Origin of the sequence: Paraburkholderia graminis, assembly GCF_003330785.1 — a bacterium.
Taxonomy (GTDB): domain Bacteria; phylum Pseudomonadota; class Gammaproteobacteria; order Burkholderiales; family Burkholderiaceae; genus Paraburkholderia; species Paraburkholderia graminis.
This window is the reverse complement of record NZ_CP024934.1, coordinates 3,939,770-3,953,552: the sequence shown is the minus strand read 5'-3', so window position 1 is coordinate 3,953,552 and position 13,783 is coordinate 3,939,770. Positions and strand designations below refer to the sequence as shown.

Annotated in this window: 13 protein-coding genes; 12 read left to right on the top strand and 1 reads right to left on the bottom strand. The window is 60.0% G+C overall.

Annotation, left to right across the window (positions count from 1 at the left end; translation table 11 throughout):
• Window positions 1-21 precede the first annotated feature (21 nt).
• From CUJ91_RS17850 to CUJ91_RS17795, 12 genes are all read left to right on the top strand, one after another.
• Complete coding sequence (locus CUJ91_RS17850) at window positions 22-813, top strand: ParA family protein (protein WP_006050840.1); 792 nt, start codon at window positions 22-24, stop codon at window positions 811-813.
• 18 nt (window positions 814-831) lie between these two features.
• Window positions 832-1,719 (top strand): ParB/RepB/Spo0J family partition protein, encoded by an 888-nt coding sequence (locus tag CUJ91_RS17845; RefSeq protein ID WP_006050841.1) that lies wholly within the window; start codon window positions 832-834, stop codon window positions 1,717-1,719.
• A 485-nt stretch (window positions 1,720-2,204) separates the two neighbouring features.
• Complete coding sequence (locus tag CUJ91_RS17840) at window positions 2,205-2,759, top strand: ATP synthase subunit I (RefSeq protein ID WP_029971216.1); 555 nt, start codon at window positions 2,205-2,207, stop codon at window positions 2,757-2,759.
• 157 nt (window positions 2,760-2,916) lie between these two features.
• Entirely contained in the window at window positions 2,917-3,768 is an 852-nt protein-coding gene (gene atpB, locus CUJ91_RS17835; RefSeq protein ID WP_029971217.1) for a F0F1 ATP synthase subunit A, read from the top strand.
• 81 nt (window positions 3,769-3,849) lie between these two features.
• Window positions 3,850-4,119: a F0F1 ATP synthase subunit C gene (atpE, locus tag CUJ91_RS17830; protein ID WP_006050844.1), complete on the top strand. Its 270-nt coding sequence runs from the start codon at window positions 3,850-3,852 to the stop codon at window positions 4,117-4,119.
• A gap of 135 nt (window positions 4,120-4,254) precedes the next feature.
• Window positions 4,255-4,725, top strand: a complete 471-nt coding sequence (locus CUJ91_RS17825) for a F0F1 ATP synthase subunit B (RefSeq protein WP_006050845.1) — start codon at window positions 4,255-4,257, stop codon at window positions 4,723-4,725.
• A gap of 2 nt (window positions 4,726-4,727) precedes the next feature.
• Window positions 4,728-5,267: a F0F1 ATP synthase subunit delta gene (locus CUJ91_RS17820; protein WP_006050846.1), complete on the top strand. Its 540-nt coding sequence runs from the start codon at window positions 4,728-4,730 to the stop codon at window positions 5,265-5,267.
• Between the two features lie 58 nt (window positions 5,268-5,325).
• Window positions 5,326-6,867, top strand: coding sequence for a F0F1 ATP synthase subunit alpha (atpA, locus tag CUJ91_RS17815; protein WP_006050847.1), 1,542 nt, complete (start codon window positions 5,326-5,328; stop codon window positions 6,865-6,867).
• A gap of 139 nt (window positions 6,868-7,006) precedes the next feature.
• Window positions 7,007-7,891 (top strand): F0F1 ATP synthase subunit gamma, encoded by an 885-nt coding sequence (atpG, locus tag CUJ91_RS17810; RefSeq protein ID WP_006050848.1) that lies wholly within the window; start codon window positions 7,007-7,009, stop codon window positions 7,889-7,891.
• Between the two features lie 125 nt (window positions 7,892-8,016).
• Window positions 8,017-9,411 carry a F0F1 ATP synthase subunit beta gene (gene atpD / locus CUJ91_RS17805; RefSeq protein ID WP_006050849.1) on the top strand — a complete coding sequence of 465 codons (1,395 nt, stop codon included), beginning with the start codon at window positions 8,017-8,019 and terminating at the stop codon, window positions 9,409-9,411.
• A gap of 110 nt (window positions 9,412-9,521) precedes the next feature.
• Window positions 9,522-9,947 carry a F0F1 ATP synthase subunit epsilon gene (locus CUJ91_RS17800; RefSeq protein WP_006050850.1) on the top strand — a complete coding sequence of 142 codons (426 nt, stop codon included), beginning with the start codon at window positions 9,522-9,524 and terminating at the stop codon, window positions 9,945-9,947.
• A 251-nt stretch (window positions 9,948-10,198) separates the two neighbouring features.
• Entirely contained in the window at window positions 10,199-11,929 is a 1,731-nt protein-coding gene (locus CUJ91_RS17795) for an AMP-binding protein (protein WP_107710027.1), read from the top strand.
• Between the two features lie 930 nt (window positions 11,930-12,859).
• Here the strand turns inward: CUJ91_RS17795 and CUJ91_RS17790 are convergent.
• Window positions 12,860-13,657 (bottom strand): transporter substrate-binding domain-containing protein, encoded by a 798-nt coding sequence (locus CUJ91_RS17790; protein WP_006050852.1) that lies wholly within the window; start codon window positions 13,655-13,657, stop codon window positions 12,860-12,862.
• Window positions 13,658-13,783 lie beyond the last annotated feature (126 nt).

Here is a 13,783-nt window from a genome sequence, read left to right as displayed (position 1 = left end):
AGCAAAAGGGACATTCCAACGATGGCAAAAATCTTCTGCGTTGCGAACCAGAAAGGCGGCGTCGGCAAGACGACGACGACAGTCAATCTGGCGGCCAGCCTGGCAGCGCAGGGACAGCGAGTCCTTCTTATCGATCTGGACCCGCAGGGCAATGCCACGATGGGTAGCGGCATCGACAAGGCTGCGTGTGCGAACACCGTCTATGAAGTGCTGGTGGATGGCGTCTCGGTGGCTGATGCGCGCATGCGCCCGGAAGCCGTCGATTACGACGTGCTGCCCGCCAATCGTGAACTAGCCGGCGCCGAAGTCGAGTTGGTCAGCGTGCAGAATCGCGAGCGTCAATTGAAGGCCGCGCTTGCCGCAGTCGAAGGCGAGTACGACTTTATCCTGATCGACTGTCCGCCGGCCTTGTCGCTGCTGACGCTCAACGGCTTGTGCGCCGCTCACGGCGTGGTAATTCCGATGCAGTGCGAGTACTTCGCCCTCGAAGGGCTGTCCGATCTGGTCAACACCATCAAACAGGTGCACGCGAATTTGAACCGGGACCTCAAGGTGATCGGTTTGTTGCGCGTCATGTTCGACCCGCGCATCACATTGCAGCAGCAAGTTTCCGATCAATTGAAAGAGCATTTCGGCGACAAGGTGTTCGACGCGGTGATCCCGCGTAACGTGCGTCTCGCCGAAGCGCCGAGTTATGGATTGCCGGGCGTGGTATTCGACAGGGCGTCGCGTGGCGCGCAAGCGTATGTGCAGTTCGGCGCGGAAATGATTGAACGGGTGCGCGCACTGAATGACGCGCCCCAGGCATCCTAAGCGGATCGAGGAAGCACGATGAACGCAGTAGCAAGAAAGAAGGGATTGGGCCGCGGCCTGGAAGCGTTGCTCGGCGGAAGCGCCGACATCACGGAGGCGGTGGCGATAGAAGGTGCGCCGAATGTGCTGCCTCTGTCGAAAATGCAGGCCGGCAAGTATCAGCCGCGCACGCGCATGGACGAGGGCGCGTTGCAGGAGCTGGCGGCCAGCATCCGCGCGCAGGGAGTGATGCAGCCGATCCTTGTGCGGCCCGTGTCGGCGGACAAGTACGAAATCATCGCGGGCGAGCGGCGTTTTCGCGCGGCGCGCCTCGCGGGCCTGGAAGAAGTGCCCGTGCTGGTGAAGGACGTGCCCGATCAGGCCGCGGCAGCGATGGCGCTGATCGAGAACATTCAGCGTGAAGATCTGAATCCGCTGGAAGAGGCGCAAGGCATTCAGCGCTTGCTCGACGAATTCGATTTCACGCACGAACAGGCGGCGGAATCGGTCGGCCGCTCGCGCAGCGCCGTATCCAACTTGCTGCGTCTGCTGAACCTTGCCACGCCCGTTCAGACGATGCTGCTTGCCGGCGACCTCGACATGGGGCACGCGCGCGCGTTGCTTGCGGTCGATGCCGCGACGCAGATCACGCTGGCGAATCAGGTCGTCAACAAGCGCATGTCGGTGCGCGAAACCGAGAAGCTGGTGGCGGCGACGACCAAGGCGGCGCCGGCGGTGAAGGCACGCGCGAACCCGGACGGCGGCCGGGATACGCGACGACTGGAAGAAGAACTGTCCGACTTGCTCGCCGCCACAGTGAAGATCAAGCTCGGTCGACGCGGCCGCGGCCAGGTTCTGGTCGACTTCGGCGATCTCGATGCGCTGGAAGGCATCCTGGTGCGCTTGCGCGGGAATGCTACGGCTTAGAGCAGAATCGTTTGCTATCAATCGTGGGCGGTGCAGAGAAATTAGCTGCACCGTCCAGATTTTCTTGGATTCCTAACTAATCCGGCATCGGCGACCAAAGATGGCGGCGCAAGACAAGAGCAGAACGCTTATCTCCGCCGCCAAGAAAAACGCATCGTGCCGCGCGGTCAAGTAAACCGCCCATCATCGGTTGTTGCATTTTCGAGACGTCCGCTGCAACGTTTTTCGCGCCTATCTACAGTGAGAAAACTTGCCAGTTTGCGCATGCGTTTTGCCTCTGCCCGACAGCCTTACATTTAACGTGCTGCGCGTAGCCATGAAGGCTTTTCCACATCGCGAAGCGTCGTTTCGCACTGTTTATTGAACGGCCTAAAGTCTTGAATTGCCTGCAACTATCGCTTACAATCGCCCGGATTTAATTGCACGGCAACCCCGTAAGCGCAGCGAAAGCTCGCTGATCGGAACGAGACTTTCGGAACACTGCGATGGCGGTCAAAGCGTCGAATCAAGCGCCAAAAAATGGGCGCGGCAACGGGCGCGATGAACACCGCGAAGAGCGCACCGTGTCGAATGCCTCCACCGCTCAGCAAGTCGCGCGCGAAGAATCGTGGGACGCCGAGCAGGATAACAATATCGTTCCGCTCACGCGGGCCGAAGCAGAAAAGCTGTTTGGCCCGAATGTGAGTCGTCCATCGCGCGTTACGCCTTTCAAGGTCGTGGCAGCGCAAATGGTTTTGTCCCTGGTTGCAACGTTGGTGTGGTGGCTGTTCTATAAGCCGCCGGGCGCTGCTGCGCTGTCCGCGTTCCTGGGGGGAGCGATCTGCTGGGTGCCGGGCGCATTGTTCGCGGCGCGACTGAGAACACTGAGCGGCGCCGAAACAGTGATGAGCTGGGTGCTCGGCGAAGCGCTCAAGATGGGGGCGACGATCGCGATGTTTGTAGCCATCGCCTTCTGGTATCACGACGTGCGCTGGGTTCCGCTGCTCGTGACTTATCTCATCGCGCTCAAGACGTACTGGATTGCCTTGGCGTGGCGCTGAGGAAGCAACAGGCAACTGCAAAGATTTGAAGCCGGCGCATGGCGCCGGCGAGAGCGTGCGGATATGACACCATCCGCACCCGGCGCGTTTCCGCAATAGAGCTTTGCGGCGGGAACGGCCCAAGACGATTTTCGACAATTTGGGTGGCTTTAACGATATGGCAGCTAGCGAAGGCACGCGCGCAATGGATCCGTCCGAGTACATCGCGCACCACTTGCAAAACTTTTCCACCGGGCACCAGACGTCGATTTTCGACATCCACGTGTGGAATCTGGACACCCTGTTCTGGTCGATCGTTTGCGGTCTGGCCACCATCATCATTCTGCATCTCGCTGCCCGCAAGGCAACGTCCGGCGTGCCGGGCCGTTTCCAGTGCGCGATCGAAATGCTGGTCGAAATGGTCGAGGACCAATCGAAGTCGATGATCCACGGCACACGCACGTTCATCGCGCCGCTGGCTCTGACCGTTTTCGTGTGGGTCGCGCTGATGAACTCGCTCGACTTCATCCCCGTCGACCTGCCGGGCCACGTGATCGGCTGGCTCGGTCTGTCGGAAGCCATCCCGCATCACCGCATCGTTCCGACAGCCGACCTGAACGGCACGATCGGCATCGCACTCGGCGTGTTCGCGCTGATGATTTACTACAACTTCAAGATCAAGGGCGCAGGCGGCTTCGTGCACGAACTGCTGTCCGCTCCGTTCGGCGCGCATCCGGTGTTGTGGATCCCGAACCTTGCACTGAACATCATCGAGTTCGTCGCGAAGACGGTCTCGCTCGGCATGCGGCTGTTCGGCAACATGTACGCGGGCGAACTGTTGTTCCTGCTGATTGCCCTGCTCGGCAGCATCTGGAGCTTCGGCGCGGACACGACGGTGCTTGGCTTCATCGGCCACGTGATCGCCGGCAGCGTGTGGGCAATCTTCCACATCCTGATCGTTCTGCTGCAGGCGTTCATTTTCATGATGCTGACGCTGGTGTACATCGGCCAGGCGCACGACACGCACTAACCTGCGCGTCGTTAAAAGAATCGTAGTTTTTCAAATCCCAGTTCCAACCAGTTCTAAAAGACTTTTCACAAAGGAGTGATCATGCAAGCTTTCATCGCCAACATCCAGGGTCTGACCGCCATCGGTATCGGCATCATCATCGGCCTGGGTGCAATCGGCGCCTGTATCGGTATCGGCCTGATGGGCGGCAAGTACATCGAAGCATGTGCTCGTCAGCCGGAACTGATGAACCCGCTGCAAACCAAGATGTTCCTGCTGGCTGGTCTGATCGATGCGGCGTTCCTGATTGGCGTTGGTGTGGCAATGCTGTTTGCGTTCGCGAACCCGCTGCTGGCCAAGCTGGCAGGCTGAGGTTCCTCGGAAGTTTGCGCCTGAGCTATAACTGAAGGCGCAGGGCGGAACGGGCACTTGGGCGCTGATCGAGCACAGAATCGATGAGCGCCTTGCCGTTTCACTTTCCGAACTAGCAACGTTTAAGGAAACACCGTGAATCTCAACGCAACCCTGTTTGCGCAAATGGTCGTGTTCCTGATCCTCGCGTGGTTCACGATGAAGTTCGTGTGGCCGCCGTTGATCAACGCCCTCGACGAGCGCTCGAAGAAGATTGCTGACGGTTTGTCTGCCGCTGAGAAGGGCAAGGCGGAACTCGAAGCCGCTCACAAGCGCGTCGACCAGGAACTCGCCCAGGCACGCAACGACGGTCAGCAGCGCATTGCTGACGCAGAAAAGCGCGCTGTGGCAGTCGCTGACGAAATCAAGGCTCAAGCACAAGCTGAAGCCGCTCGCATCATCGCGCAAGCGAAGGCCGACGCGGAGCAGCAAGTCGTGAAGGCGCGCGAAACGCTGCGCGGCGAAGTCGCCGCACTGGCAGTGAAGGGCGCTGAACAGATCCTGAAGCGCGAAGTCGACCAGGCAGCTCACGCTGACCTGCTGAATCAACTGAAAGCCGAGCTCTGATCATGGCCGAACTTGCAACCATCGCCCGTCCGTACGCAGAAGCGCTGTTTGGCGTGGCCGAAGCTGGTGACATCGCCGCCTGGTCCACGCTCGTGCAGGAGCTGGCACAGGTTGCGCGTCTGCCCGAAGTGCTGTCGATTGCCTCGAGCCCGAAAGTAAGCCGCGCCCAGGTCAGCGAACTGCTGCTGGCTGCGGTCAAGTCGCCGCTCAAGGACAACGCGCAAGCGAAGAATCTGGTGCAAATGCTGGTGGACAACCATCGTCTGCAATTGCTGCCGGAAATTGCTGTGCAGTTCGAAGAGTTGAAGAACGCCCGCGAAGGGGCGGCCGATGTGCTGATCGTCAGCGCATTTCCGCTCGAAGGCGCGCAGTTGAACGACCTCGTCGCAAGTCTCGAACGCAAGTTCAAACGCAAGCTGAAGCCGACGGTCGAGATCGACTCGTCGTTGATCGGCGGCGTTCGCGTGACGGTCGGCGATGAAGTGCTCGATACCTCGGTCCGCGCGCGGCTTGCCAGCATGCAAACGGCTCTGACGGCCTGAAGCGCCCACGGCGCTGAAGCGGCTGGCACGCAACAGAATTGACTATCAGGAGCGAATAATGCAACTCAATCCCTCTGAGATCAGCGAGCTGATCAAGAGCCGGATCCAGGGCCTTGAAGCGAGCGCAGACGTTCGCAACCAGGGCACTGTGATCTCCGTGACCGACGGTATCGTGCGTATTCACGGTCTGTCGGAAGTGATGCAGGGCGAAATGCTCGAATTCCCGGGCAACACCTTCGGTCTTGCGCTGAACCTCGAGCGTGACTCGGTCGGCGCCGTGATTCTGGGTGAGTACGAGCACATCTCCGAAGGCGACATCGTCAAGACGACGGGCCGCATTCTGGAAGTGCCGGTTGGTCCGGAACTGCTCGGCCGCGTGGTCGACGCACTGGGCAACCCGATCGACGGCAAAGGCCCGATCAACGCAAAGAAGACCGACGCAATCGAAAAGATCGCTCCGGGCGTGATCTGGCGTAAGTCGGTTTCGGAACCGGTCCAAACCGGTCTGAAGTCGATCGACGCGATGGTGCCGGTTGGCCGTGGCCAGCGCGAGCTGATCATTGGCGACCGCCAGTGCGGCAAGACCGCAGTCGCAGTCGACGCGATCATCAACCAGAAGGGCAAGAACCTCTTCTGTATCTACGTCGCGATCGGCCAGAAGGCTTCGTCGATCATGAACGTGGTGCGCAAGCTCGAAGAAACCGGCGCGCTGGAATACACGATCGTCGTCGCCGCTTCGGCTTCGGAATCGGCTGCCATGCAGTACCTGGCGCCGTACGCCGGCTGCACGATGGGCGAATACTTCCGCGACCGCGGCCAGGACGCGCTGATCGTTTATGACGACTTGACCAAGCAGGCTTGGGCATACCGTCAGATCTCGCTGCTGCTGCGCCGTCCGCCGGGCCGTGAAGCGTATCCGGGCGACGTGTTCTATCTGCATTCGCGTCTGCTGGAGCGTGCTGCTCGCGTGTCGGAAGACTACGTCGAGAAGTTCACCAACGGGGAAGTCAAGGGCAAGAGCGGTTCGCTGACGGCGCTGCCGGTCATTGAAACGCAAGCTGGCGACGTGACCGCATTCGTTCCGACGAACGTGATCTCGATTACCGACGGCCAGATCTTCCTGGAAACCGACCTCTTCAACGCAGGTATCCGCCCGGCAATTAACGCCGGCGTGTCGGTGTCGCGCGTCGGCGGTGCGGCTCAGACCAAGGTCGTGAAGAAGCTGTCGGGCGGTATCCGTACCGACCTCGCGCAGTATCGTGAGCTGGCAGCATTCGCACAGTTCGCATCGGACCTCGACGAAGCAACCCGCAAGCAGCTCGAGCGTGGTCGCCGTGTGACCGAACTGCTGAAGCAGCCGCAATATCAGCCGCTGCAAGTGTGGGAACTGGCTATCTCGCTGTTCGCCGCGAACAATGGCTACCTGGACGATCTGGAAGTGTCGCAAGTGCTGCCGTTCGAAAAGGGCCTGCGCGAATATCTGAAGTCGAGTCACGCTGACCTGGTCAAGCGCATTGAAGACAACAAGGAACTCTCGAAGGACGACGAAGGCCTGCTGCACACGGCCGTCAAAGACTTCAAGAAGTCCGGCGCTTATTGATCCGCGAGTGATCCGCAAGGCATAAAAGGACTTTGAAGCGGCGCGGGCCGCATGTGTACGCTCCCGCGCTGTTTCGATCGCTTTGCATGGGACCTGGGTCAGCGCTCAGGCGCTAACCCCGGCCGACAAGGAGCAAGCAATGGCTGGAATGAAGGAAATTCGCGGCAAGATCAAGAGCGTGCAAAACACGCGCAAGATCACGAAAGCGATGGAGATGGTGGCCGCATCGAAGATGCGTCGCGCTCAGGAGCGCATGCGCGCTGCTCGCCCGTACGCCGACAAGGTCCGCGATATTGCTGCACACATGAGCCGTGCGAACCCGGAGTATCGTCACCCGTTCATGGTGTCGAACGAAGGCGCGAAGACGGCGGGCATCATCCTCGTCACGACCGACAAAGGTCTGTGCGGCGGCATGAACACCAATGTGCTGCGCGCGGCGCTGCAGAAGTTCAAGGAACTCGAAGGTCAGGGCAAGACGATCGAAGCAACTGCGATCGGCACCAAGGGTCTGGGTTTCCTGAACCGTCTGCGCGCGAAGGTGGTATCGAATGTCGTGCATCTCGGCGACACGCCGCATCTGGAAAAGCTGATCGGCGCGGTGAAGGTGCAGCTCGATCTGTACTCGGAAGGCAAGGTCTCGGCGGTGTATCTCGCGTACACGCGCTTCGTCAATACGATGAAGCAGGAGCCGGTGATCGAGCAACTGCTGCCGCTGTCGGCGGATCAGTTCGAGCGCAAGGAAGAGCAGGGCGCGACGCCGACCACGCAGTGGGACTACATCTACGAGCCGGATGCGCAGGCAGTGGTCGATGAACTGCTGGTGCGTTATGTCGAGGCGCTGGTCTATCAGGCCGTCGCGGAAAACATGGCGTCGGAGCAGTCGGCCCGCATGGTCGCCATGAAGGCCGCTTCGGACAACGCGAAGACGGTCATCAACGAACTGCAGCTTGTGTACAACAAGAGCCGTCAGGCCGCGATCACGAAAGAACTGTCGGAAATCGTCGGTGGCGCGGCGGCGGTCTGACCTTCAGGTCAGGCAATCCGCTTCGTGTGCGCCCGTGTGGCGCACCGTCCGGGCAACGGTCTGGGCGATCCCATCGAAACAGCGCCTTTGCGCGAGTGAAGAATTGAGTATCTAAAGGAAAAGCGATGAGTACTACTGCTTTGGTAGAAGGCAAGATCGTACAGTGCATCGGCGCCGTTATCGACGTGGAATTTCCGCGTACGGACATGCCGAAGATTTACGACGCGCTCATTCTCGAAGGTTCGGAACTGACCCTCGAAGTCCAGCAACAGCTGGGCGACGGCGTTGTCCGTACCATCTGTCTGGGTGCATCCGACGGTCTGCGCCGCGGCACGGTCGTGAAGAACACCGGCCATCCGATCAGCGTGCCGGTCGGCAAGCCGACGCTCGGCCGGATCATGGACGTGCTGGGTCGTCCGATCGACGAAGCCGGTCCGATCAACTCGGACGTGGTTCGCGGTATTCACCAGAAGGCTCCGGCGTTCGACGAACTGTCGCCGTCGACCGAACTGCTCGAAACCGGCATCAAGGTTATCGACCTGATCTGCCCGTTCGCGAAGGGCGGTAAGGTTGGCCTGTTCGGTGGCGCCGGCGTGGGCAAGACCGTGAACATGATGGAACTCATCAACAACATCGCTAAGGAACACGGTGGTTACTCCGTGTTCGCCGGTGTTGGCGAGCGTACCCGCGAAGGGAACGACTTCTATCATGAAATGAAGGACTCGAACGTTCTGGACAAGGTCGCGCTGGTGTACGGCCAGATGAACGAGCCGCCGGGCAACCGTCTGCGCGTCGCGCTGACCGGCCTGACGATGGCTGAGCACTTCCGTGACGAAGGTCTCGACGTGCTGTTCTTCGTCGACAACATCTACCGTTTCACGCTGGCCGGTACTGAAGTGTCGGCACTGCTCGGCCGTATGCCGTCGGCAGTGGGCTATCAGCCGACGCTGGCTGAAGAAATGGGCAAGCTGCAAGAGCGTATTACGTCGACCAAGACCGGCTCAATCACGTCGGTTCAGGCCGTGTACGTCCCTGCGGATGACTTGACCGACCCGTCGCCGGCTACGACTTTCGGCCACCTGGACGCAACGGTCGTGCTGTCGCGTGACATCGCTTCGCTGGGTATCTACCCGGCCGTTGACCCGCTCGATTCGACCTCGCGTCAGATCGACCCGAACGTGATCGGCGAAGAGCACTACTCGATCACGCGCGGCGTGCAGCAAACGCTGCAGCGCTACAAGGAATTGCGCGACATTATCGCGATTCTGGGCATGGACGAACTCGCGCCGGAAGACAAGCTCGCCGTGGCGCGCGCTCGTAAGATCCAGCGTTTCCTGTCGCAGCCGTTCCACGTCGCTGAAGTGTTCACGGGCTCGCCGGGCAAGTACGTTCCGCTGAAGGAAACGATCCGCGGCTTCAAGATGATCGTTGAAGGCGAGTGCGACCACCTGCCGGAACAAGCCTTCTACATGGTCGGCACGATCGACGAAGCCTTCGAAAAGGCCAAGAAGATCCAGTAAAGGTCGGGTGTAACGAAGCGGGCGCCGGAGTCCGCGCTTATTGGATGCTCTGGGCATCCCACACGCGAAGCCGGTGCCTCTCACTACGCTCAACCCAGGAGTCGACATTTATGGCAACTATCAAGGTAGACGTCGTCAGCGCGGAAGAGCAGATCTTCTCGGGCCAGGCGAAGTTCGTCGCGCTGCCGGGCGAAGCAGGTGAACTCGGCATTCTGCCGGGCCACACGCCGCTCATCACGCGGATTCGTCCGGGTGCGGTGCGCATCGAAGCTGAAAACGGCGAAGAAGAGTTTGTGTTCGTCGCCGGCGGCATTCTCGAAATCCAGCCGGGCGCTGTGACGGTTCTCGCCGACACAGCAATCCGCGGCAAGGATCTCGACGAAGCCAAGGCCGAAGACGCGCGCAAGCGCGCGGAAGAAGCACTGCAGAACACGGGCTCGAACCTCGAGTATGCAACCGCGCAAGCGGAACTGGCGTACGCGACGGCTCAGCTTGCTGCGATCCAGCGTCTGCGCAAACTGCGCGGTCAAGGCTAAGCAGCACGTTTGAGAAAAAGTAGAGAAAAAGCAGCCCGCGTGGCTGCTTTTTTTTGACCTCGACTTGACGTTTACGGAAAGGTAATCGACATTATGTGTCCGTGACCGCCCGCGCGACTGCCGGCCACGAAGAGCCTTCGACACGAGCGGACCTGCTGCGGGTAAGACTTGATGCCGGACGACCGCGCGCCGGTGGCACAATCGGTTTCAAAATCATTTCAATAGGGCGAATTGCTCACGGAGACAGCACCATGGCAACGCAAGTGTCAGGCGAAGGCGCAATCATCCAGCCGAAAGACGGGCTCTCGTACGTCCGTGGATCGACAGACATTCCGTTGAGCGAAGCGACCATCGGCGAGTTTTTGCGCGAGACCGTCAGGCGCTTTCCGGACCGGCCCGCGGTGGTGTTTCGAGAGCAGCGAATTCGGTGGACATGGAAGGAATTCGCCGACGAAGTGGACATTTTGGCCGCCGGATTGCTCGCGCTGGGCATTGCGAAGGGCGATCGCGTTGGCATCTGGTCGCCGAATCGCGTCGAATGGCTGCTGACGCAGTTCGCGACGGCGCGCATCGGCGCGGTGCTCGTCAACATCAATCCGGCTTACCGGCTTTCCGAGCTCGAATACGCGCTGAACAAGGTCGGCTGCAAGGCGATAGTCGCGGCGGAGCGCTTCAAGACGTCTATGTATCTGGAGATGCTGCAGCAACTCGCGCCCGAGCTTGCGACGCATGCGCCCGGCGATCTGCATGCGGCTCGATTGCCGGAACTGCGCTACGTCATCCGCATGTGCGACACCGAAACGCCGGGCATGCTCAGCTTCTCCGACTTGATCGAGCAGGGGCGTGCGACCCTCGACGTCGCTCGGCTCGATGCAATCGGCGAGACGCTGTCGTGCCACGAGGCGATCAACATCCAGTTCACCAGCGGCACGACCGGCAATCCGAAGGGCGCGACGCTCACGCATAGCAACGTGGTCAACAACGCGCGTTATATCGCGATGGCCATGAACCTGAGCGAGCAGGACGCGCTGTGCATCCCCGTGCCGCTGTATCACTGCTTTGGAATGGTGCTGGCCGTGCTGGCGTGCGTGTCGGTGGGCGCGAACATGGTATTTCCGGGCGAGGCTTTCGACCCGGCGGCGACGCTCGCGGCCGTCACCGAGGAGCAGTGCACGGCTTTGCACGGCGTGCCGACCATGTTCATCGCGGAACTCGATCATCCCGACTTTGCCTCGTATGACCTCTCGCGCCTGCGCACGGGCATCATGGCGGGCTCGCCGTGCCCCATCGAGACGATGAAGAAGGTCGTCTCGCGGATGCATCTGAGCGAGATCACGATTGCTTATGGCATGACGGAGACGAGCCCTGTGTCGTTCCAGAGCTCGACCACCGATCCGCTCGACAAGCGCACGACCACCGTCGGCCGAATCCAGCCTCACCTGGAGGTGAAAATCATCGATCCGCTTGGCAACATCGTACCGGTCGGCGAAACGGGCGAGCTGTGTACGCGCGGCTATTCGGTGATGCAGGGCTATTGGGGCGACGAAGAAAAAACGCGCGAGAGCATCGTGGATGGCTGGATGCACACCGGCGATCTGGCGACGCTCGACGCCGAAGGCTATTGCAACATCGTCGGCCGTCTGAAGGACATGCTGATTCGCGGCGGCGAGAACGTCTATCCACGCGAGATCGAGGAGTTCCTGTTCCGCCATCCGAAGATCCAGAGCGTGCAGGTATTCGGCGTGCCGGACGCTAAGTATGGCGAGGAAGTGTGCGCGTGGGTCGTGCTGCGTTCAGGCGAACAGGCGACGGCAGAGGAAATCCAGCAGTTCTGTCATGGCCAGATCGCGCATTACAAGGTGCCCAAGTACATTCGTTTCGTCGACGAACTGCCGATGACCGTGACCGGCAAGGTGCAGAAGTTCGTCATGCGTGAGCGCATGATCGACGAACTGAAGTTGGAGCAAGGGAAGACCGCCTGAATGGCGCGAACGCAAAGCCATTGCAAAAAAAAAGAAGGCCGCCCTCGGGCGGCCTTCTTTCTCGCGGCAATCAACGCTGCACGCCGCGAATTTCACACATGACCGAATCGTCGAAACAGCGCGAACTAGCAGGTAAAAGCTGCCATCTTGCACTGCGCAAACGTTTGGCGAGACGAAAAAAAAGCGGGCCTGGAGCCCGCTAAAAACCACACGCTACGGGGTTAGCGCGAGGAGACCAAAGTAGGAACCAACTGAGACGACGACCCTGCGTCGACTACGGCCCCAGCAGGGATGCCCCTTCACAGGGCTTCGGCCTAAGCCGACCGGCAAGTGCATCGTATCCGCTCACACCACGCACCCCGCCACATCCGTGTTGAAACCGTTGAGGGCATTGTGGGCGAATTAATCCAGGAGCGCCGTAACAAAGTGTTTCAGGTTGTAACGCCCGCCAGATAAGGCGTTGCGGGATTTATTGCGGAAATCAACTGTTAAAAAAGCAAGTTTTACCGATGACTACGGCGCAATTTAATACGCTTGTTTCATGCTATTCGTGAAGCATGGCGCCGCATAAATCGTTAAGGCGATTCCGCATGAAATGGTTGCAGATTCATCTTTCCGATCATGAACCGCCGCTGTTACAACTCAATGGACGATGCCCAAAATTTTCGCAGCGACGCTTGCAACCATGAATGCGCCGCAGCAAAGGGAGTCGGCGTCAAAAGCGCACGAGGGTCTGTTCACCGGTCCAGCCAGGTTTCAGTCTCGTTCGACTCGCGCCAAGCTCACGCCGCCCGCGTTACATTAAGCAGCCCGGGTTTCGTGCAGGCATAACCACACGGGCAGCCGTTGGAAGTAGAGCCTCGCGCGGCCGCGCGCCGTCCTCGAGCGCATCAAGAGCGCACCGAGAAACGCCACGGCCGCACCATCACCTCACTTCAACCACTTATCCGACACGGCCTGATATTCGCCCGTAGCTCGCGCCAGGTGCAGCCATTGGTCGACGTACTGCTGGAAAGCCACGTCGCCGCGCGGCAACAGCCACGCCTTTTCGCCGTACTGGAACGGCTTGTCCGGATGCACCGAGCACAGGCCGGGATTGAGCTTTTGCTGTAACAGGGTCTCGGACGCGTCCGTCACCATCACATCGGCTTTGCCCGCGAGAATCTGCTTGAAGATCGTCACGTTGTCCGGATAGACGGTCATGTTCGCGTGCGAAAAGAACTGCTTCGCGAAACGTTCGTTGGTGCCGCCCGGATTCACGATCACGCGCGTTGCGGGCTGGTCGATCTGCGCCACGGTCTGATACTTGTTGACGTCGTCGCAACGGACGATCGGCGTTTTGCCGTCGACCATATAAGCCTGCGTGAAGAACGCGCGCTTTTGCCGCTCGAGCGTCGGCGAAACACCGCCCACGCCGATATCGCACTTGGCGACGAAGTCGTTCATCAGGTTCGACCACGAAGTCTTGACGTACTCCGCCTTGACGCCGAGCGACTTGGCAAGCGACTCCGTCATGTCGATGTCGATGCCTTCGAACTGGCCGTCCGTCTTATAGAACGAATACGGCTTGTAGTCGCCGGTCGTACAGGCCCGCAGCGTGCCGCGAGCGAGAATGTCATCAAGCCGCGAAGCTGTCGCGGGTGTGCCGGACGCTTGCGCCTGAACCGCGCCACTGTGGATTAGTACGCCCGCCACGACGCTGAGCAATGCGAGTGCAACCTTCTTCATTGAGTCTCCTTGGTTATGCGTTGTTATAAGGCTGTCGGATGATAGCCCGGCAATTTTGCCTTGAACATCGGCCGTTCGGCCAGGTTGCAGTAGGGCGACCTTCTGCCGAAAATGGCCTGAACTCGC

What these genes read in the sequence shown, in the direction of transcription:
- CUJ91_RS17850 (WP_006050840.1), top strand. Translation starts at nt 22, where the DNA reads ATGGCAAAAATCTTCTGCGTTGCGAACCAGAAAGGCGGCGTCGGCAAG.
- CUJ91_RS17845 (WP_006050841.1), top strand. Translation starts at nt 832, where the DNA reads ATGAACGCAGTAGCAAGAAAGAAGGGATTGGGCCGCGGCCTGGAAGCG.
- CUJ91_RS17840 (WP_029971216.1), top strand. Translation starts at nt 2,205, where the DNA reads ATGGCGGTCAAAGCGTCGAATCAAGCGCCAAAAAATGGGCGCGGCAAC.
- atpB (WP_029971217.1), top strand. Translation starts at nt 2,917, where the DNA reads ATGGCAGCTAGCGAAGGCACGCGCGCAATGGATCCGTCCGAGTACATC.
- atpE (WP_006050844.1), top strand. Translation starts at nt 3,850, where the DNA reads ATGCAAGCTTTCATCGCCAACATCCAGGGTCTGACCGCCATCGGTATC.
- CUJ91_RS17820 (WP_006050846.1), top strand. Translation starts at nt 4,728, where the DNA reads ATGGCCGAACTTGCAACCATCGCCCGTCCGTACGCAGAAGCGCTGTTT.
- atpA (WP_006050847.1), top strand. Translation starts at nt 5,326, where the DNA reads ATGCAACTCAATCCCTCTGAGATCAGCGAGCTGATCAAGAGCCGGATC.
- atpG (WP_006050848.1), top strand. Translation starts at nt 7,007, where the DNA reads ATGGCTGGAATGAAGGAAATTCGCGGCAAGATCAAGAGCGTGCAAAAC.
- atpD (WP_006050849.1), top strand. Translation starts at nt 8,017, where the DNA reads ATGAGTACTACTGCTTTGGTAGAAGGCAAGATCGTACAGTGCATCGGC.
- CUJ91_RS17800 (WP_006050850.1), top strand. Translation starts at nt 9,522, where the DNA reads ATGGCAACTATCAAGGTAGACGTCGTCAGCGCGGAAGAGCAGATCTTC.
- CUJ91_RS17795 (WP_107710027.1), top strand. Translation starts at nt 10,199, where the DNA reads ATGGCAACGCAAGTGTCAGGCGAAGGCGCAATCATCCAGCCGAAAGAC.
- CUJ91_RS17790 (WP_006050852.1), bottom strand. Translation starts at nt 13,657, where the DNA reads ATGAAGAAGGTTGCACTCGCATTGCTCAGCGTCGTGGCGGGCGTACTA.